Consider the following 21,462-nt stretch of genomic DNA (forward strand, 5'->3'; position numbering starts at 1 on the left):
ACAGTCTCAGGAGTGTTTCATAAAGGTTAAAAAAGATTTCAGTGATTCATTAATTGGCCTTAATCGCCGAAACGAAAGGGATTCAGCTGCCATAAAAGGACTAAACAAACAGAAGTTTTAACAAAAATTAACCAGTTTTAACACAGATTTGAGGAAATAAGTCAAAAATAATGCCTATTATTACAAGTTAAGGCGGTTAAGTGTAACATTCACCTAAAGAAATATAATAGTTGGTTAAAATATGCGCTGAGATGATAACGAGTAACCATGAATTGTATACTAAGCATAGAAATAAATGGGCGGACTAAGCGATCTAGTCGCCCCAAATAAAAGATAGAAAGTGGAATTATCATGTTACGAAAGAACCTGAGCGCTCATAAGCTGGCCTATTATATTTGGACAATCATGGTGCCATTAATCATTATTAGTGGGGTGTTTATGACCATCGGAATTGCCCCCTTTGGGAATCACAATCTATTGATAAGTGACCTTTCAACGCAATACCTACAGTTTTTTGCTGAGTTGAGAAGGGAATTGTTACACCTCTCGTTTCCTAGTTACTCCTTTCTGATTTCAATTGGGGATAGTTTAGTGCCGATCTATTCTTACTATCTGTTAAGCCCACTGAACCTGATTATTGTCTTTTTCCGACCTGCTCAGCTGCCAATCGCCATTGATTTGATTATTTGGATGAAGATTATTCTATGTAGCGTTTCGATGAGCATCTTTTTGGGTAAAAAGTATCAATCGTATGATTTTATGGGGATTTGTGGCGGCCTAGCCTATGGTCTATGTGGCTTTGTGGCAATGTATTTTTATGATTTGATGTGGTTGGACGCCTTAATATGGTTGCCAGTGATGGTTTACGGTCTTGAGAAACTCTTTTACCGTAATAAGGGCGGGATATATGTCATCGGCTTAGTTGCAATTATTCTTACCAATTATTATATGGGTTATATTATCTGCGTTTTTGCCATTATCTATTTTGCCTACTTAATGAAACAAAGTCAGCCAATTAGGCAGCCATTTTTCCAGCACATTAAGGCTCATTCACGGAAGGTTAGCCAATTTCTGTGGTATTCGCTAATCTCGGGGATGCTGGCGGCGGTTGTCCTGATTCCAACGGTGGTTGCAATGCTTTCAACCGGGAAAAAGGATATTTCACTGACTAACTTCTTACTTAAGGGCACCTTTGGCCCCAGTTTTGCCGTTAACCTTGGCGTGGGGGGAAACGATTTTGCCGGTCGGTTGGTTCATAATCCCAGCCTTTTTACCGGTTCGTTGTTCATTATCGGGGCGGTAGCGTATTTCTTTTCAAGAAAAATCAAGTTGAGAAATAAGCAAGCAGCCGGCATTTTGCTTGGAAGCATTTTGATTGGGATGTGGTTGTTACCATTGAATACGTTTTGGCATATGATGCAGCAGCCAGCTGGCTTTCCATTTAGAATGGTCTTCTTATTTAGCTTTGCGTTGATCATGGTTGCCTATGAAGGTTATCTCAAGGGGGTATTTGCGGAGCGGAAAGTCATTTTGTGGTCAGCAATTGGAATTGGGGCCGCACTCCTGATTGGCTATGTAACGGCCAATCTGTTTCAGCAAAAAATGGATCCATTTAAATTTCAGATTCCTCAATTAATGGTTAGCAATTCAGCTGCCGTTTTAGCAATCGGTTTTTTAGTGGTTACAACCTTGGCGATCTTAGCAGTTGCAGCGAAACGGCCAGCAAGTAAGGCTTTCCTAGTCGTTATTTTGGCCCTTGAACTCATGGTTAATTTTTCTATTGCAACATCAGGGGCCCCGTTTGGCAACCAGCAAAGCTTTGAACGAACCTATGCAAAATCCGAACGGTTAGTTGGCAAAGTTGAGAGCAAAGAGCGCGCCCATCACCGCTTTTATCGGATGTTGGTCATCAACCAACCATTTAGACAACTATTTAAAGTGCCATATAGTGGATACAACGATTCGTTTATCTTCCAAAATCATGGCTTAAGTTCGTACAGTTCCACGCTAAATTCCCATACGCATCATGTGTTGGCAAACTTAGGCTTTTCCAGTCGAAATATTCGTCGGATTGATATGTTTGGCAGCACGCGAATTACGCAACACTTACTGGGACTGAAATATGTTTATTACATTGGGGCCCATGAACACCTCTTAATGACCCAGAAGAACGTTGCCGGCCTGGGCTTTATGACCAGTAGTCGAATGCAACACCTTAAGTTTATTAAGGATCAGCCGTTTAGAAATCAAAATCGCTTGGTTCAAGCGGAAATGGGGAATTCTGAACAGTATTTTGAACGACCAACAATTGTTAAGACGAGTCAGCAAACCTTCCGCGACTTTTATCAATATCAAGTTGAGTTACGGGCAAGGACAACCGGACCGCACTATTTATACTTGCCTAAGGTTCGGCTTCACGGCGTTAAGTTTTATATTAATGGTAGAAAACTCTCTAGCTTATACAGTGGTTTAGGAACTGAAATGATTCCGGTTGGCAACCTGCAGCGGAATCAAGCGACGACGATTACGGTTAAATCGACGAAGAAATTACCCGATCCAGCCAGCCACGTTGATGGGATTAATGCTGCTAAATTTGATCGGGCAGCTAATACGTTGAACCGGCATCAGCTTAAGCTACAGGATAATAATCAATTAGACTGGCATGGTGGCCATTTTAGAGGGAAGGCCAGGGCCACGAACCAGAAGCGGATTTTGTTAATGAGTATGCCATACGATAAGGGATGGCAGGTGAAGGTTGACGGTCGGAATCGTCCAGTTAAGAAGGTGGCATCCGGCCTAGTAGGGGTTGAGTTGCCGGTGGGAACCCATCGCTTAGCGTTTAATTATCATATTCGTGGGTTACTCACAGGGGCAATCTTTTCATTGGTAGGACTACTTTTATTAATTGGTACGGTAGTTTTAAAGCGAACCGGGGATTAAATGTAAAACATTTTCAGATATTGTGAAATTATTTTGCAAAATAGCTAATTCTAAATGGTTGATTGACCGCCGCCATAATAAGGATGTTAGCCTTACCAATTATTTTATCCTAATTGTTCAGCAAATATCCTAAAAAACTTTATCTAAATCACTTGCGAAAATTCTTTTCAGATAATATAATGTTCTTGTAAGAGTTAGCAGTTAACTAGTATATTAGATGAAAGAGGTATGATTGCTTATGCAAATCGGTATGATTGGTCTTGGAAAAATGGGTCTTAACCTGGTTAAGAACATCATTCGTAATGGTAACGAAGTTGTTGCATTTGATTTGAATCCAGATAACGTTAAATTAGCTCAAGAAGCTGGGGCAACTCCTGCTTCAAGTAATGAAGACCTTGTTAATAAGTTAAGTACACCTCGCACCGTTTGGATTATGGTGCCTGCAGGAAAGCCAACTGATTCGACTGTTAATGAACTTGTCGGCTTTCTTTCAACCGGAGATTATTTAATTGATGGTGGGAACTCATATTACGAAGACTCGATTAGACATAGCAAAATTGCCGAAGAAAAAGGGGTTAACTTCTTTGATTGTGGGACATCAGGTGGTAAGAACGGTGCCCTGAATGGTGGTAACTTCATGATTGGTGGCCCCAGTGCCGAGAAGTTTGAACATTTGAAACCATTGTTCGAAGATATTTCCCTCAAAGACGGATACTTATATACGGGCAAGCCCGGTTCAGGCCATTATTTGAAGATGGTTCATAATGGGATTGAATATGGCATGATGGAAGCAATCGGAGAGGGTTATGATGTTTTGGATCATAGTCCATATGATTACAATAACGAAGCAGTTGCCAAAGTTTGGGTAAATGGTTCAGTTATTCGTGGCTGGCTCATGGAATTAGCCCAAGAAGCATTTGCTAAAGATGCTAATTTGGATGAAATCACTGGTAAGATGTTCTCATCAGGCGAAGGTAAATGGACGGTTCAAGAGGCCTTAAAACAAGGCATCCCAGTGCCAGTTATCACTGACTCACTATACGCCCGTCAACGATCAGAAGAAGAAGATACGTTCACAGGAAAAGTTGTATCAGCATTGCGCCACGGATTTGGTGGGCATGCGATGGAAAAGAAGTAAGTGCGCGGAGCAAAGCGTTTAGACGCGGTCATATAAGGGGAATATCCCTAAAATCCTGGTTTTGGATTTTAGGGATATTCCCCTTATATGTTTAGCGTCTGCTTTGCGGAGCGGTCCTAATCTATATAGTTAAAAGGATCATCCTGGTTTTGGAATTTTAGGGATATTCCCTTATATCGTTAGAGAAGATTCAATTCTTGAGCACTAACAAAATAAAGTAGCATGCTGCAATAATAAAAAATGTCCCTAAAATTTTGGGGACATTTTTATATATAAGTAACGATCTCTCGGCACACATTGCAACTACGCAATGGCGATGACGGCTTTTGACATTCCTACTAAGTGATGAAGTAGAGAATCTGGTAGTTACTTATAATCAGTAAATCTCCCTCAATAGCATTGAAAGCGCTACCTAAATGTGATATATTTTGTGATGTAATAATACTGATGTATTAGTTTTGGTCACGCAGGTTGTCACGTTTAGAAGTATGTGAAGGAGACGGAAATATGCTATATCCAACTAACACAACAAGTAGAACCGTAACTGATTTAAACGGAGTATGGAAGTTTATGGTTGATCCAGAAACGACGCCAATTGATCCAGGAAAACCACTGCCAACCAATGACGTAATGGCTGTTCCGGCATCGTTTAACGATCAGACCGCGGAGGCTAAAATTAGGAGTCACACTGGTTACTTCTGGTATCAACGGTCCTTCACGGTGGCAAAACCCTTAAGAGCGCAACGATTAGTTTTGAGATTCGGGTCGGCCACTCATGAAGCTTGGGTCTATTTAAATGGTAAGGAGATTACGCATCACAAAGGTGGCTTTACACCCTTTGAAGTTGAGATTAACGACTACCTTAAAGACGAAGACAACTTATTAACTGTCAAACTAAGTAATATTTTGGACTATTCGACCATCCCGGTTGGTAACTATAGTGAAACTAAGGACGTCGATGGTCATATTACCCGTAAGGTGGACGAAAACTTTGATTTCTTTAACTATGCTGGCTTGAATCGGCCGATTAAAATTTATTCAACGCCTAAAGCCCACATTGATGATATTGTGATTGCCCCCGATGTCGACTTGGCCCATAAGCAGGCCGATGTTCATATTATGGTTCAAACTGGTGGTGAGCCGTTTGATGAAGTTCGAACGATCATTCTTGATGAAGAGGGTCACCAAGTTGGTGAGGGTTCAGGAACGGATGAGCAAATTACCCTCAGTCGTGTTCACTTGTGGCAGCCGTTGCACGCTTACCTCTATACTGCCAAGGTTGAAGGGATGCTTAATGGTCAGCCGGTAGATATCTACGAAGAACCATTTGGTGTTCGGACAGTCAAGGTCACTGACGGGAAATTTCTTATTAACGGCCAGCCATTTTACTTTAAAGGATTTGGAAAACATGAGGATACCTATATTAATGGCAAGGGTCTCAATGAAGCGTACAATGTTTTAGATCTTAACCTAATGAAGAAAATGGGGGCTAATTCCTTTCGAACGTCACATTACCCATATTCCGATGAAATGATGCGGCTGTGTGATCGGGAGGGAATTGTCGTGATTGATGAAACGCCAGCAGTTGGGCTGATGGTGTCATTTACCTTTGACAACTCTGAGATTTCCAAGCCTGGTTATCAAGATGACACTTGGAAGGATCTCAAAACAGCAACGGCTCACCGGCAAGCAATTCACGAAATTATCGACCGGGACAAGAATCACGCCTGTGTTGTAATGTGGTCGATTGCCAATGAAGCGGCTAACTATTCAAAAGGGGCTCATGAGTATTTTGAACCGTTGTTTAAATTAGCCCGCCAGCTCGATCCACAGAAGCGGCCGCTAACATATATTGATCTGGTTTGGTCCAACCCACAGTCGGATAAGAGTAGCGATTTACTAGACGTGATCTGTTTGAATCGATACTACGGGTGGTATCTAGACACCGGTGATTTGGAAATCTCTGAAGAGAAGACCAGAGCCGAACTTAAAGCTTGGCAGGCTAAGTACCCAGACAAACCGATTATGTATACGGAATATGGTGCTGATACAATTCCTGGGCTTCACAGCGCTTACGATGAACCGTGGTCAGAAGAATTTCAAGAAGACTATTACAGAATGAATAGCAGGGTGTTTGATGAGATCCCGAATTTTGTCGGGGAACAATTATGGAACTTCGCGGATTTCCAGACTAAGTATGGTATCCAACGGGTTCAGGGAAATAAAAAGGGCGTCTTTACCCGCTCACGGGAACCTAAATCGGTTGTCAGGTATCTTAGCCAACGCTGGCATTCGATTCCGAATTTTGGCTATAAAAAATAGTGGATCAGGACGGCTGCACAAAGCAGAAACTGGAACGTAAGCACCTCTGACAAAAATCTCCCAAAACCAGGGATTTCTGTCAGAGGAGACTTATGTTCCAGTTTCTAAGCGCCTGGATCCACTCACTTATTGAAAGAGGATTATCAAATGAAAGTAAGTCGAAAATTATTATCAGTTACCCCAGAAGACAATTATTTATTGGTTAAAACGGATGGGGCTCAGTTCCAAGTTTATTTGCTGGATGAAAACATCATTCGTATTCGGGGAACGTTCAAGGATCAGTTTGATACCGAGGAGTCATATGCGCTGGTTAAAACAGCGTGGGATGACCAATTAGATGACTTGTTTAAGGATGAACGGCAAAAGGTTGCCCCATTGGCAATTAAGGCTGAGGATAAGGGGAAGGAATATCTCATTGCTGGGCCCAAGTACGATTTGCATATCAACAAAGAACCCTTTGAGTTTAAGATTACTAACAAAAACGGCACCGTACTTCACGAGGATTTAGCTAAACGGTCGTTTATGCAGGACGATCACGGGCGATCCTACCATTATACTAAAATGGGCGATCATAACTTCTTCTATGGATTTGGTGAAAAATCAGGTGAGTTAAATAAATTTAAACGACGAATGCGGATGCATAACACCGATTCTCTTGGTTGGAACGCAACTAAATCCGATCCGCTTTATAAAATGATTCCCTTCTACATTAACTTGGACGCCTCACTGAACACAGCAACGGGAATGTTTTACAACAACTCGTATGATTCTGTATTTGATATGGATAGTGAGCATAGCAATTATTGGAAACGGTTTAGCTACTTTGAGTGTGATGGTGGTGATATTGACCTATTCTTTATTGGTGGGCCAACGGTTAAGGACGTCGTTGAACATTACACTGATTTGACTGGAAGGAGTGCGATGGCGCCATTAGCTTCACTGGGTTATATGGGATCAACGATGTACTACACTGAGTTAGATACCAATTCAGATCAAGCGATTTTAGACTTTGTCGATACGTGTAAGAAAAACGGCATTCCGTGTGACGGCTTTTTCCTTTCGTCAGGTTATACATCAGGTAGTGATGGCAAACGATACGTGTTTAATTGGAACAAAAAGCGTTTTCCAGATCCAAACAACTTTGTTGAAGAGCTAAAACAGCGTGGGGTTTTGCTGGCACCAAATATTAAGCCGGGGATGTTATTAACCCATCCATTTATGAAGGATTTTGAAGCTGGAAATGCTTTCGTAAAGACGCCAGATAAAAAAGGTTATGAAGTCGATCAATATTGGGGTGGTGACGCTCACTTTATTGACTTTACCAGCGAGGATGGTCGTAATACTTGGAATGATTTTATGACTAAGGCGCTTTTGTCCAAAGGAATCACGTCAATTTGGAACGATAATAACGAGTACGAAATTAACGATGGGCAAGCTCAAGTGGCTGCCGATGGGTTAGGGAAGCCGATTGAGAGTCTTAAGCCAATTATGTCCACGATGATGGCGAAGTCAGCTCGGAAGGCAATTCATGATTACAATCCAAATGTTCGGCCATACATTACCAACCGAGCCGGGTTTGCGGGAATTCAACGGTATGCGCAAACTTGGGCGGGTGATAACCGGACGTCTTGGACAAATGTGAAGTACAACGTCCCGACGATCTTAGGAATGGGGTTATCAGGAGTTGCTAACCAGGGGTGTGATATTGGTGGCTTTGATGGCCCCGCACCAGAGCCAGAACTCTTTGTTCGCTGGGTTCAAAATGGGATTTTCCAGCCACGATTCTCGATTCATTCTTCAAATGATGACAATACAGTGACGGAACCGTGGATGTACCCTAAGTTTATGTCATACATTCGGGATGCCATCCGCTTGCGGTACCGATTAGTGCCTTATTTCTACTCCCTATTATTTGAAGCCTCAACGAAGGGATCACCAATCATGCGCCCACTGGTATATGAATTTCAAGAAGACCCTAAAGTTCTAGAAGAGAGTTTCGAATTTATGCTGGGGTCGTCATTGCTAGTTGCAAACGTATTGGATAAAGGCCAGACGATTAAATCAGTGTACCTGCCAAAGGGTGCAAACTGGGTTAATTTATCTGATGGGCACTATTACGACGGTGGGCAAACGATTCAGGTACCAGTTGACTTGCACAGTATCCCAATGTTCCTGAGAACCGGTGGTATTATCCCAACCGCACCGGGATTGATGAATATTCATAATCAGGTTATTGATAGTTTGAACCTGTTGATTGAGCCATCGGAGGCAAGTTCCTTCACTCTCTATGAAGATGATGGGAAGACTAATGATTACCAAAGTGGCAATTATTTAACCACGAATTACCAGGTGTCGAGCTCAAACGATGGCGTTGTGGTTGACGTTCATAACGCCGGCAGTTACGCATCAAAGGTAAAGCAGTTCAAATTGGAGGTATTATGTCCCCAAACAGCCCCAGCTCAAGTTTCAATTTTGGGCAAGGAAATTGAGCAGTTCTTGAACTATGATAAATTTGTGAATGCAAGTCAAGGCTGGTTCTTCAATGGTGAAAACCGGCGGGTAATTGTGAAATTTGAACGACCGAGTGAAGCAGATTATCAGGTGGCTCTTAATTTCAAGGTGAAGGATTTGATTTCGATTTAAGTAAGTGTGCGGAGAAAAGCGGTTAGCTGCGGTAATATAAGGGCCCTCCCTCTAAAATCCTGGTTTTGGGGATTTTAGAGGGAGGGCCCTTATATTGTTAGCAGCTGCTTTTCGGATCACCATTCCACTAGATAGCGGCGGAAATTCCATCTTAAAGGGGGCAGAGTGCCATTTTATGTCAGATTTTCAATGGTCAGCGGTTAAATGTTTCGGTTAAACAACAAATTATTATTCTGATCATCGCAATTATTATCGGGATTATTATCGTTATTCTAAATTCAATCGCTGGGTATTAATCGCTCGCAAATTGGATGTGGATGCTCAGCAATCTACGTTCACTAGAAAAAGAGTTGCCTCATCAATACGTTATCAAACAATCCATAACGGTTAAAGCATTGATCTTGACAAAGTCAATCCCAAAAATCATACTAATCTAGTTAACTAATATAAAGGGTTAGCTTGGCGATACAGAGCTGGGTTAAGCAGGACGGTACGCTGTATTTTGAGGGGGAGAATTAAAATGAAATCACAAAAGCATTTATTGACGGCACTTATCTTAATGTGCTCAACTATTTTATTAACAACCACTATCACCCAGTTCACAACCACGCCAGTTACAATCATCGCTCGGGCCGATTCATCAGCTTATCAGAGCATTTCTGATATTATGCCAAATCAGAAATTGCAGGAGCTTGTCCTGTATAACATGAAGGAACAAGGATTGGTGGACAGCAGTACCACACTAGCTACTATTAGTACAGCGGATTTTACAACTGCGCTGGGTCAATTGACCTCGTTGACTTGGGATCCCGGTACCCCCGGCAAGGACCAAACCTATAACAATTTAGACACCGTTGTCAAAAATAGTAACGGTGCCATCGAGCCAGAGGTCAACCCGGGTAACTATTCTCTGAAGGGGTTAGAATATGCTACCAACTTGAAAACATTAAAACTGGCAGCTGACTCAAATTATGGGTCAAAATTTTATCGAGGGGATATCATTGATGTAACCCCCTTAGAGAACTTGACTCATTTAGAGCACATTAATTTAGCTGGCAATCGAATTACAGATGTTTCACCCATTGATCATCAACATCTCCCAAATGTAACCTGGTTGGATGTTAGCGGTAATTGTATTGCTAACCTAAATGTGCTTGATGCTAATGATTACACACAAAACTTTGCTTGGTCCGAGCAGATAATCTTTCACTCACCGATTACGCTACATGGCAATTCCTATACCTGGGAAAATGTTTTTAAGGATGCATTGCCTAAGAATTCCACAAATTCTGCCGTTGGTGCCCCCTATCAATCTAAAAATATCGAGTTGGCCCCCGATGTAATGGGCTACTTCATTCCCGATTACCCGCATTATCAACAACTAGAAGTTTGGCAAAACGGAATTGCACGGGGTGGAACTCAGACGATAACGGGAGATACGAAAGATAATATAACGTTTACCGGGCTTGCCCAACAAATTAAACCCAATTACGTTAAAAATGATCCATGGGGAACTACGGCTACAGTTATTAACACCGGTTCTAAAACGGATTCGTATTATATGATTGCTTGTTACGGAACTTCAATCAGTAGTGATACCATTGATTATTATCTCCCCTATACCATCGCTTCTGAAATCAATTACACCATTCACCTAGTTGATGAAAATGGTCAGTCATTGAACAAAGACGTTAGTGGTAAAGGCTATGCTGGCGATAAAGTTAATGTTCCAACCATTCCGGGTTATACCGTCAACGATAGCAAAGTTGTCAGCGGCCAAGTCGTCATCCCAGAGGCCGGTGGGACAATTACCGTTGTTTACAAGAAGAACGCTAACCCGGTTACCCCGGTTAATCCCGATACACCAAGCGTTACGTCTGACACAAACCCGGCTGTTACGCCAAGCAGTGAGTCAACAGTCCCATCAAAAACCGAATCGCGGCCAGCAACTCCTACCAAAGAAAGTTTTGTGGGCCAAGCCGTTTATTCATTACGAAAAATTCACCTCTATAAAAACACCAATTTCACGAAGGCTGCTCGAAAAGCCAGCTACTCAAAGAAGCCTCGTCCTTACCGGCCAATGTTTGTGGTCACAGGTTACCGGAGATCAGCAACTGGTAAATTAAGATACAAAGTCCGCGATGTGAATCATGCCAGCAAAACAGATGGGTTAGTTGGTTACATCACCGCTAATTGGAATTATGTTCGCCCTGTGTACTATCAAAGTAAATACAAGACGCTTACTGTCATTAATCCCCGGGGTGTTAATGCTTATAAGAAGGTCAATTTAACTAAGAAGGTTCGCAACTACAAGCAAGGCACTGTCCTCCACGTCACCAAGTTTATCCATCATAACTTAACCACTCGCTATGTTTTGAGTAACGGGAATTACATTACTGGAAACCGCAAGCTGGTTAAGATGGGTAAGCAAAAGATGCCACGTTACGTCAGGGCTAAGAAGGACCTTAAGCGTTACAAGACAATTAACTTAACCGAACGTAATAAACACATCAAGCGTGGTACCAAGATTCGAATTAAGAATTACGATTTCTCACACGCCAATAGCGTTACCAAGGCTGGTACTTTGAGATATCACATTGCTGGTGGGTACATCACTGGCAATACCAAATACGTTAAAGTAATCAAGCGATAAATCCTAAAAATCGGACTTACCACTTTTGTTAAAAGCTCCCAGCCATTCATGTTTTGTGAATGGTTGGGAGCTTTTAATTTTGAAGAGATTGGTTGCCACTTTTTAAAACTCTAGCTTAACTCGTCCCGGATAAATAGCTGCCACACTGTGAAGACGCAATAAACCAACGAAATTGCCCAGGCAATCGGATTTGAATAACAAATCGCCACAAAGCCTGCTGAACCCAGCGCAATGAAACTACCGATTGAACGGCCCAACAGTTCACCAAAACCAGAGATGATGGCATAAAGACTGTGACCCCATCCCTGCAGTGTGTTTCGAAAAATCATTAATAGTCCGTGAATTGGGAAGAAAAAGGAAATAATGGTGAGATATTCGACTGCGCTTTTGGTTGTTGCTGGCGAATCAGTTCCTAGAACCATCGTGACTAAAGGAACCTTAGCCAAGTTGACGACGATAAATGAGATGATTGAGTAAGCAACTTGGATGAGGACGCCGTTAGTGATCCCTCTTTTTATTCGCTGCCGGTTTTTAGCACCAAAGTTTTGGGCTTGGTAAGTGGCCATGGCCGCCCCAACGCTTTCCATCGGTAGGGTGAACAGCTGCCGAATTTTATCGGCAGCTGATTGTGCAGCTACAATGCTGGAGCCCAGCCGGTTAATGGCGTCTTGCATAATAATAGCGCCAATTGCCGAGACACAATACTCAAAGCCCATGGGGATGCCAATGACACTCATTTTACGAACGTGGGGTAGTGAGAATCGCCAATGCGCCTTTTGAAGTGATAACTTTGAATGGCCAACGAAGAAAAGAGCAATGTTTAATAAGCCACCAACAAACTCGCTGATCACCGTTGCCCATGCAGCTCCGGCAACCCCCATATGGAATTGCAGGATAAAAACCAGATCAAGGATCACGTTGAGAACTAAGGAAATTATTAAGAAGTGCAGAGGGTGAATCGAATCACCAAATGCGCGTAATGCCGCGGCAGAGTAATTGTAAAGAATGTTGGCGGGGATGCCAATGAAAGAAATGGTGGTAAAGGTTAGCGCCATTGACATAATATTGGTGGGCGTATTGAGCCCCTTCAATAGAGGTGAGGCCACGACGATCATTAATGGCGTTAAGACAATGGCATAAATGACGCTTAGCCAAACGCCATTAGTGAAAAATTGCTTGGTTGCTAACTCATCATGAGCGCCAACACTTTGGGACAGAGGGATACTAAACCCAATTGAACTTCCCTGAATAAAGCCGATGATTAAAAAGCTGAGTGGATAATAAGCCCCAACCGCAGCCACCGCGTCAATGCCAATTAAACGGCCCACAATTAGGGTATCGATGAAGTTGTAGAGCTGTTGAAATAGTGAACCGCCGACCAGTGGTAAAGAGAATAGGATGAGTTTGGTCAGGGGATTACCAACCGTAAGGTCCTGTTTATTCATAAATCCGGAAACCTTTCCAATGACTGAAGACTAAATAATGGGCGAAAAGCGGCTAAAACTGCTTTCGCCCATTAAATATATTTCAGAAATTTACTTAATTTGACGTATCTGATGCCGAATTGCTTTCCTCATCATAGTTTCGGAAATAGTCTGGGTAAGCCTCTAAGACTTGGCCCTTTTCCAACAACATTAAATGCAGATGTTCATTAACCAAATATTCCAAATCATCGATGTTTTTCTCAACCACGGCATCAAAAATATGCTTGTGTTGGGTGTAAATGGTACTCCAGTTCAAGTCCATTTCCTTCAAACGGAGTCGACGGAACCGGTTTAACTGGGTGTTATTAATCTGGAGCCAATCCCAAACGGTATCCTTATCAACGACTTTATAGAATTCATGATGAAAATCCTGATCAAGGTCGAAAAAGCTATCGGGGTTGATTTCACTCGCCGTTTTGTCTTGCTCCTTTAAGTTTTCCCGTAAAGTAGCAAGTGCGTCTTCTGAAATATTGGCAGCGGCGTTAATCATAATCTTGGGTTCGATACATTCCCGGACGAAGCGGGCGTCCTTGGCATCTGCCATATCAATTCTCGTAATATAGGTCCCACTCTGGGGAATAACTTCAATTAAGCCTTCCCGTTCAATTCGGATGATCGCTTCTCTGACAGGGGTTCTCCCTAATCCGAGTTCTTGAGAAATGGTTTTTTCAGATATTTTTTGGCCAGGGATGTAGTCAAAGTGAATGATTTTGTATTTAATTTCGTGGTAAGCATCGCTTCTCATATTATCCATCATCATAATCTCCTTTATAACACCACACATTATAGCATACTGAGTATGACCGGCGCGTCTCGAAATGTGGGTATTGACAATCTGATATATCAGAATATAATTAACCTGTAAGCGGATTCAGAATACTGGTGTATTAGTTTCGCTTTTAACATCGCTTGGCGGTACAGTCTATAAAGATTGCAATAGGAGGATCAATTGATGGTAAAAATTACTGATAATTATTTGACAAATAAAAAAGAATTTACGGACGCTGACATCAAGGTTCCTGATTATGATATTAGTACGAAGACGGGGGCAACCCGCTGGGTTCATTTTGGTGGTGGTAACTTATTTAGAGCTTTCCACGCCGCAATTGCTAACCGATTAATTGAATCAGGAGATCTCGATTCGGGAATTGTCGTTGCTGAAACCCATGATAAGGGTGTCGTTGACGATGTTTACCGCAAGTTCAATAATCGAATTTTACGGGTAATTACTCATGAAGATGGTAAATTTGAAAAAGAGTTGTTTGCGTCGGTTGCCGATGCGTTGTTTTTTGATCAGAGCAATCCAGACGGTTGGGGAAAATTATTCAAGATTTTTGAAAACCCAGCCCTTCAATTAGCAACCTTTTCAATCACTGAAAAGGGTTATAACCTTTGGGACAGCCAAGGCAACCTATTGCCAATGATTGAAGATGACATTAAGAATGGGCCTGAAGCCCCTAAAAACAACATGGCTTCATTGACTGCTTTAATGTTTGCTCGCTTTAAAGCTGGCAAGTACCCAATGGCATTGCTGAGCACTGATAACTTCTCTCAAAATGGGGAAAAGCTTGAAAAGAGCGTCTTAACGATTGCGAACGGCTGGGCAGAAAATGGGTTGGTACCATCTGAATTTATCGATTATTTGAAAGATGATAAGGCCGTTAGTTTCCCACTGTCAATGATTGACCGAATTACGCCCAATCCTTCAGAAGCCGTTTCAGAAAAGCTCAAGGAAGATGGTTTCGACGATTATAAGATCTACCATACACCAGGCCACACTAATATTGCCGCATTTACTAATACGGAAGAGGTCCATTACTTAGTGGTTGAAGATGATTTTCCAAATGGCCGGCCAGCATTGGACAAGGCCGGGGTTATCCTAACTGATCGCGACACCGTTAATGATGCCGACGAAATGAAGGTTACCACTTGCTTAAACCCACTACACACTGCTTTAGCCGTTAACGGGAGCTTATTAGGGTTTAATTCGATTGCTAAGGAAGTTAGCGATAAGGATATGCTTAACTTAATCAAGCAAATTGGTTACGTGGAAGGGTTGCCAGTTGTGAAGGATCCCAAGGTAATTAACCCCAAGACCTTTATCGATCAGTTGGTTAACAAACGTCTCCCTAACCCATACATCCCTGATATGCCGCAACGAATTGCGTCAGATACGTCGCAGAAATTGTCAGTCCGTTATGGGGTTACAATTCAACACTATATTGATGATCCTAAGCGTGATCCAAAAGACCTACACTTCATTCCACTCGTTCTGGCAACTTGGTGCCGTTACTTAATGGCAATTGATGATCAAGGCAACTCATTTGAACCAAGTCCAGATCCATTGCTAGCAGAGCTTCAACCTAAAGTGAGCGATATTAGGCTAGGTGAAAAGACCGACGTTCATGCGCACTTGAAAGACATTCTTGCTAACAAGTCAATCTTTGGTCATGACTTATACGAAATTGGCATGGGCGAAACGGTTGAGAATTACTTTGCGCAACAAATTAGTGGTACTGGTGCCGTTCGTAAGACACTGGAAGACACGTTGTCTAAATACGCACAAATTGTTTAATGAATACACTTCTAAGAGGAGACTTTATTGATGACTTTACTAAATGATGATTTCTTATTAACCACGCCAATGGCAAAAAAATTGTTCCACGATCACGCTTCAAAAATGCCAATTATCGATTACCATTGTCACTTGGATCCTAAGGAAATTTATGACAACCGCAACTACGACAACATTACCCGAATTTGGGTAAATGATGGTAGTGTTGGTGACCATTATAAATGGCGCCTAATGCGGGCGAACGGAGTGCCTGAAGACCTGATTACGGGTGATGGCGATGATTACGAGAAGTTTATTGCCTGGGCCGGAACCATCGAAAAATCACTGGGAAATCCACTGTATGAGTGGACCCACTTGGAATTAAAGCGTTTCTTTGGTATTGATGACGTCTTTAATAAAAAGTCAGCTCCCGATATTTGGAAGAAAGCCAATGAGATGTTGGCAACTGACGATTTCAAGCCACGCAACCTCATCAAACGGATGAACGTTAAAGCAGTTTGCACGACTGATGACCCAGCATCTGACTTGAAGTATCACAAGTTATTGAAGAAAGAAGAGGCTGACAACGGCTTCAAAGTATTGCCAGCAATGCGTCCAGATAAGGCTTTGCATTTAACTGATACTACATTTGGCGAATATTTGGATCGATTGTCAGCTGTTTCTGGCGTTCAGATTGATTCTTTCAAGCATTTAATGGCGGCCTTACGGCAACGGTTTGAATACTTTAACAGTGTTGGTGGCCGACTATCTGACCATGGCTTGAATTTCTTTAGATTTGAAAAGGCTAGTGACGATGAATTAAACGATATCATTGAGCGTGCCTGTGATAACAAACCATTATCCACGTCAGACATTGATAAGTATCAAACGATGTTGGTTGAAGGTTTGATGAAATTGAACAAGGAATTCAATTGGACCATGCAATTCCACATGAACGTTACGCGAAATGCCAACAAGCCAATGTTTAAGAGCTTCGGTCCCGATGGTGGCTTTGATTCTATGGGAACCCAACCAGATATCGCGCAAGAATTCATGAAGTTATTAATTGATATGCAAACTGAAAACGAAATTCCACGCACCATTCTTTATTCATTGAACCCTAATGACTGGATGGAATTAGCGACCGGAATGGGTGATTTCCAACAAGACGGTGTTCAAAAATTACAACTTGGCGCTGCTTGGTGGTTCAATGATACCTTTGATGGCATGAAACGTCAGTTGACGATTATGGCTGAACAGAGCTTGCTACCTAACTTTGTTGGGATGCTAACTGATTCTCGAAGCTTCCTATCATATCCCCGCCATGAATACTTCCGCCGGGTACTTTGCAACGTTATTGGCGAATGGGTTGAGCGTGGTCAGGCACCTGATGATGAAGACTACCTGGGCCAAATTGTTGAGGACATCTCTTACAACAATGCCTATAATCAATTTGGATTCTTCAATAAGGACTAGCTTTCAGAAGAGGAGTATCTACGATGCAAAAAATTGAAAATGCTCATTTTAGTGTGGAAATTGACGAACACGGGTGCCAATTGACTCATCTGATTAATAAGAGTGGTCACTTTGATTATATTTGGAATAATGATTTGTGGCCAAAGCACGCACCAATTTTGTTTCCAGCAATTGGCCGTTCAAATGACGATGCTTATTTGATTAATGGTCACAAGTACGAAATGCCTCAGCACGGGTTTGTTGCTGATTTCGACTTTGACGTCACTGATAAAAAAGGTGATCAGGTGACGTTGTCGTTAAAATCAAACGAGGCAACCAAGAACTATTATCCGTTTGATTTTGAATTTAGTGTTACCTTCACTTTAACGGATGCAGGTTTAGACGTTGTGTTTGCCGTTCAAAACAATGGCAATAGCGATCTCTCGTACTCACTGGGTTATCATCCAGCCTTCAATGTGCCAATAGATGGCGAAGGTTCTTTTGATGACTATCGATTAGATTTGGAACCAGCGCAAGATTCACTGAGTACCTATGAAATTGTTAAGAAGCCAAATCCTTATCGCTCTGGTAAGCTTGAAAAGCTGCCTAACTATCATAATGGGATCGTTGAATTGGATCACGACATGTTTGCTAAAGGGTTACTGATTATTAAGAATACCGGGATCAAGACGGTTAAGCTCTATTCAAAGGTGACAAAACATGCAGTTACGGTGGATGTTGCTGATTTTGATCATGTAACCTTGTGGACTAAGGAGGGCGCCAACGCACCGTTCTTATGTATTGAACCATTTAACGGGTTGCCTGATGTCTATGGTGATTTAGTTGAATTGCAATCAAAGGAAGGTAACCATCACCTTGCTGCCAATGATTCTAAGAGTTATCACGTTAACCTTAAGTTACAATAAGCGCGTTTTAAAGAGATTGGAATAATAGGGGCTTCTCGCCAGTTATCCTTACCTCATCCAGCGTGCAAAAAAGCAACCATTCCAGATTTGGGATGGTTGCTTTTTTGGTACATTGGGAAATGGATTGGCGGGTACAGCCTTAGGCACATCATAATAATTTTCTACTGTAAAGAATGCAGAATCGCCTTAACTGATTGGACAATAAAGCGGTAGGAATCGAAATTGAGGGTTACCAGTCCGAACTTCCTACCGCCAATAGATTAAAGCTAAAGATTAAATAGCTTATTTATTTGTTGAATCTGAATTGTCTGTCTTTTCTTCTTCCTCAGTGTTCTCCATATGGATTCTCCGAAGGGTGGCCGCATTCTCAAGCACTTTCTTCTTACTCAATGGGTAGAAGAAGAACAGAATAATGGCATCTAGTGTTAAACAAACGGTTGGAACACCAGTTGCTAGTTCATAAATCCGGTTAACAACGGCTGTGGTTTGCTGAACGCCACCGCTGGTTGATGAAACGTAGCCGATGAAGGTTAACATGAAGCCACCGAAACCACCGGCAATGGCCTGGGCAACTTTACGAGCAAAAGAATTAACCCCATAGACTATCCCGTCTTCACGGACGCCGGTAATCACTTCATGATTATCGATAACATCGGTAATAAATGCCCAAATCATTAAGTTGAAGACACCGGCTCCTAATGACCCTAATACCAGCATAATTAAGTAAAATTCAACGCTGTGGGTGTGGGAAACAAGCAGAATGCCATACATGATGGCTCCAAATATCAAGGCAGTGACAGAAGCTTCTTTTCGGCCAAATCGGCGGGTCATCCAGTTACTAAAGGGCGCTAATAGGAGGACGGTGGCGAAATTGACAATCAAAGCTAGTGACATGGCTGCTTTGTTTTGGAAGTAGTCGTTAAATAGATACGAAATTAGGGTTCCAGATAGGTTTTGGAAAATAACCAAGATGAGGTCAGCAAGAACTAGGATTAGCAAAGCCCGGTTTTCAAGCATTCCCTTTACCAAACGACCCATTGGGACTTTTTCACTTTTTTCAGTTCGTACCCGTTCAGTTGTTAAATGAGTTGTTAATTCATAACAGATGTAGCCAAGAATTGCACAAGCAACAACCACCCAGAAGAATCGGTTACCAGAGATTTTTTGAGTGGCACCAATATACATAAACATTGGAATGATATAGCTGGTAATGGCACTACCTAACGCAGACCCCATTGCCCGGAACGTTGAAAGCGATGTTTTGTCGTTAGGGTCACTACTGATAGCAGAAGCCATTGAGCCATAAGGAATATTAACGGATGAGTAAAAGATCCCCCATGCTAGGTAGGTAATGAAGACGTAGGTCAGTCGTAATGGCATTCCCCAAGTCTTAACGATTGGAACAAAGAGCAGTACCAGTGAAATCAGCAGTGGATACTTCATGCGAACCATCCACGGTTTGAAACGGCCGCTCTTATGAAGTTTACTGTTATCAACTAGCCGGCCAACTGTTATATCAGCGAAGGCATCCACAAAACGCGCAATAATGAATAGTGTCCCAACTTGCGCGCCGGTTAGGCCAAGCACGTTGGTGTAAAAGATCATCAGGAATGAGTTAACAACGTTAAATGAAAAGTTGTTACCAATGTCACCAAACATATAGCCAATCTTATCTTTAATATTAAATGGATGGCTATCTATAAAAACGGTTTTTTGAGTCTTATCCAAAATGGCCACTTCCTCTAAAATAAATATCGTCAATAATCGAATAATTTCAACAACAAAAAAATGAATAAAAACCGGAATGGTCGAGCAAAAAAATGATTAAGGCATGGCGAATCCCTCCTAAGTAAGTGAGCGGAGCAAAGCGGTTAGAAACTGGAACATAAGTTTCCTCTGGCAGAAATCCCTGGTTTTGGGGGATTTTTGCCAGAGGTGCTTATGTGGAAGTTTCTGCTTTGCGCAGCTGTCCTAAAAACAAGTGAGCGGATCCAGGCGATTAGCAATCGGAGTGTAAGTCTCCTCCGGCGGAAATTCCCGGTTTTGGAATTTTTGCTGGAGGTGCTTACGCGCAGATTGCTGCCTGGAGGAGATGTCCTAAGGTAAGCGAGCAGGACTCTGCTTTGCACAGATATCCTAACTGATACATCAGTCAAAAAGAGAATACCATGTTCTGTTAGCGCTTTCAACTATTTGTGCGAATTAAATTTTTGTAAACTTTGCAGTTGAGAAAAATACCGAACAATCATTGGTATATGGACAATAGTAAACCCTTAAGCCAATAAGAGAATTGGCATAGAATAGCATGATGGTTATTTTAAAATAAGAAAAAAGTTCGAGCATAAAAGGACTAACTCGAACTTTGACCATCAGATATGAAATTTAAATAGAAAAACTCAACGGCTTATATTATTACTGTGACTGAATAATTGGATTTTATCGAGAAGATTTTGATTGTGGTTGAAGCGGGCAAATGCCTCGGCATCTCTCAGTAAGGCAGTGACCTCAGAGGTGGCGCCCTTATCTGTGAAAATATTCAGGGCTAACTGGAATTGGGCTCTAGCGACGTAAAAAGTTACATGGCGATTGGAACTTAGATGAATTAAAGAAGTTAGGAGCGAGTCACTTGTCTTAAGATCTTTGATTAAGGCATAGAAGCTACCAGTATAAAAGAGCATTGTTAATGTTTTCCAGACATCAGCTACGTCATCGGTGGGATGCTCAGCGAGCTGTTTAGGCATTTTAGCAAAATAAAATTGGGCTTTGTCAAGATTTTTAACTTGCTGGTAGGCGATTCCTAAGCCAACGTAAGCAAGTTGTGAATAAATGGTATTGTGAGGTTCATCGTAGCCATTTAGGATTTGGTCAAAACAGAAAACAGCTTCATCAGTGCCTTGATTACTGAGGGCTAATCCGTAACCCTTAATAATGAGATACGTCATTTTGGTTGTATCGTTTATGATTGTTTCAAAATTAATTGATTGTAAGATCGCAATGGCCTCATCGTATTCAGTCGTGATGAGATCAAATTCTGCCGTTTGCAGTCGGTGTTGGACCTCGGAATCGGTATCAATTGGATTGGGAAAAATTTCACTTATTGAGATTCCTAATCGCTGACAGAGTTGAGAAAGAATCTTAGTAGAAATCATTTTACCGTTATTTTCAAATTTACTAATGGTTGCCTGCGTACAGATCCCTTTAGCTAGATCGCTCTGCGAATAGCCAAGTTCTTTTCGGCGTTCAACAAATCTTGTGATATTCATGACGATTCTCCCTTTTTTGAGTGGGTGTTATGGACCTAACCGGTAAGTTGCCGTGATAGATTGAAAATGACTACTCTCATACAT

12 protein-coding genes are annotated in these 21,462 nt (G+C 41.9%); 8 read left to right on the forward strand and 4 right to left on the reverse strand.

Translation table 11 applies throughout. The features are described 5' to 3' along the window. Positions 1–351 precede the first annotated feature (351 nt). From FC98_RS03200 to FC98_RS03220, 5 genes are all read left to right on the forward strand, one after another. Positions 352–2,940 carry a YfhO family protein gene (locus FC98_RS03200; RefSeq protein WP_056949190.1) on the forward strand — a complete coding sequence of 863 codons (2,589 nt, stop codon included), beginning with the start codon at positions 352–354 and terminating at the stop codon, positions 2,938–2,940. 238 nt (positions 2,941–3,178) lie between these two features. Then, positions 3,179–4,078 (forward strand): phosphogluconate dehydrogenase (NAD(+)-dependent, decarboxylating), encoded by a 900-nt coding sequence (gene gnd, locus FC98_RS03205; RefSeq protein WP_008855407.1) that lies wholly within the window; start codon positions 3,179–3,181, stop codon positions 4,076–4,078. Positions 4,079–4,585: 507 nt separating this feature from the next. Beyond that, positions 4,586–6,400, forward strand: a complete 1,815-nt coding sequence (gene uidA, locus FC98_RS03210; RefSeq protein WP_056949191.1) for a beta-glucuronidase — start codon at positions 4,586–4,588, stop codon at positions 6,398–6,400. A 147-nt stretch (positions 6,401–6,547) separates the two neighbouring features. Continuing rightward, positions 6,548–9,043, forward strand: coding sequence for a glycoside hydrolase family 31 protein (locus FC98_RS03215; RefSeq protein ID WP_056949192.1), 2,496 nt, complete (start codon positions 6,548–6,550; stop codon positions 9,041–9,043). 520 nt (positions 9,044–9,563) lie between these two features. After that, positions 9,564–11,696, forward strand: a complete 2,133-nt coding sequence (locus FC98_RS03220) for a DUF5776 domain-containing protein (protein ID WP_054654332.1) — start codon at positions 9,564–9,566, stop codon at positions 11,694–11,696. Between the two features lie 110 nt (positions 11,697–11,806). Here the strand turns inward: FC98_RS03220 and FC98_RS03225 are convergent, their stop codons facing one another. Beyond that, a complete protein-coding gene (locus FC98_RS03225) occupies positions 11,807–13,141 on the reverse strand; it encodes an MATE family efflux transporter (protein ID WP_008855415.1) in 1,335 nt (444 codons plus the stop codon). Positions 13,142–13,235: 94 nt separating this feature from the next. Next, positions 13,236–13,937, reverse strand: a complete 702-nt coding sequence (locus tag FC98_RS03230; RefSeq protein ID WP_040470662.1) for a GntR family transcriptional regulator — start codon at positions 13,935–13,937, stop codon at positions 13,236–13,238. Between the two features lie 195 nt (positions 13,938–14,132). Between FC98_RS03230 and FC98_RS03235 the strand changes: the two genes are divergently transcribed. From FC98_RS03235 to FC98_RS03245, 3 genes are read left to right on the forward strand one after another with little or no spacing between them, the layout of a single operon-like run. Further along, a complete protein-coding gene (locus tag FC98_RS03235; RefSeq protein ID WP_056949193.1) occupies positions 14,133–15,755 on the forward strand; it encodes a mannitol dehydrogenase family protein in 1,623 nt (540 codons plus the stop codon). Between the two features lie 30 nt (positions 15,756–15,785). Continuing rightward, complete coding sequence (gene uxaC, locus FC98_RS03240; protein ID WP_056949194.1) at positions 15,786–17,210, forward strand: glucuronate isomerase; 1,425 nt, start codon at positions 15,786–15,788, stop codon at positions 17,208–17,210. A gap of 23 nt (positions 17,211–17,233) precedes the next feature. After that, complete coding sequence (locus tag FC98_RS03245) at positions 17,234–18,115, forward strand: aldose 1-epimerase family protein (RefSeq protein ID WP_056949195.1); 882 nt, start codon at positions 17,234–17,236, stop codon at positions 18,113–18,115. Between the two features lie 282 nt (positions 18,116–18,397). Here the strand turns inward: FC98_RS03245 and FC98_RS03250 are convergent, their stop codons facing one another. Both FC98_RS03250 and FC98_RS03255 read right to left on the reverse strand, forming a co-directional pair. Next, positions 18,398–19,843 carry an MFS transporter gene (locus FC98_RS03250; protein ID WP_040470665.1) on the reverse strand — a complete coding sequence of 482 codons (1,446 nt, stop codon included), beginning with the start codon at positions 19,841–19,843 and terminating at the stop codon, positions 18,398–18,400. Between the two features lie 668 nt (positions 19,844–20,511). After that, positions 20,512–21,378, reverse strand: a complete 867-nt coding sequence (locus FC98_RS03255; RefSeq protein ID WP_008855911.1) for a helix-turn-helix domain-containing protein — start codon at positions 21,376–21,378, stop codon at positions 20,512–20,514. Positions 21,379–21,462: the final 84 nt, after the last annotated feature.

Origin of the sequence: Lentilactobacillus kisonensis DSM 19906 = JCM 15041 (assembly GCF_001434135.1) — a bacterium.
GTDB lineage: Bacteria > Bacillota > Bacilli > Lactobacillales > Lactobacillaceae > Lentilactobacillus > Lentilactobacillus kisonensis.

Excerpts from the sequence above, each read along its gene's own strand:
- FC98_RS03200 (WP_056949190.1), top strand. The coding sequence starts at position 352 with ATGTTACGAAAGAACCTGAGCGCTCATAAGCTGGCCTATTATATTTGG.
- gnd (WP_008855407.1), top strand. The coding sequence starts at position 3,179 with ATGCAAATCGGTATGATTGGTCTTGGAAAAATGGGTCTTAACCTGGTT.
- uidA (WP_056949191.1), top strand. The coding sequence starts at position 4,586 with ATGCTATATCCAACTAACACAACAAGTAGAACCGTAACTGATTTAAAC.
- FC98_RS03215 (WP_056949192.1), top strand. The coding sequence starts at position 6,548 with ATGAAAGTAAGTCGAAAATTATTATCAGTTACCCCAGAAGACAATTAT.
- FC98_RS03220 (WP_054654332.1), top strand. The coding sequence starts at position 9,564 with ATGAAATCACAAAAGCATTTATTGACGGCACTTATCTTAATGTGCTCA.
- FC98_RS03225 (WP_008855415.1), bottom strand. The coding sequence starts at position 13,141 with ATGAATAAACAGGACCTTACGGTTGGTAATCCCCTGACCAAACTCATC.
- FC98_RS03230 (WP_040470662.1), bottom strand. The coding sequence starts at position 13,937 with ATGATGGATAATATGAGAAGCGATGCTTACCACGAAATTAAATACAAA.
- FC98_RS03235 (WP_056949193.1), top strand. The coding sequence starts at position 14,133 with ATGGTAAAAATTACTGATAATTATTTGACAAATAAAAAAGAATTTACG.
- uxaC (WP_056949194.1), top strand. The coding sequence starts at position 15,786 with ATGACTTTACTAAATGATGATTTCTTATTAACCACGCCAATGGCAAAA.
- FC98_RS03245 (WP_056949195.1), top strand. The coding sequence starts at position 17,234 with ATGCAAAAAATTGAAAATGCTCATTTTAGTGTGGAAATTGACGAACAC.
- FC98_RS03255 (WP_008855911.1), bottom strand. The coding sequence starts at position 21,378 with ATGAATATCACAAGATTTGTTGAACGCCGAAAAGAACTTGGCTATTCG.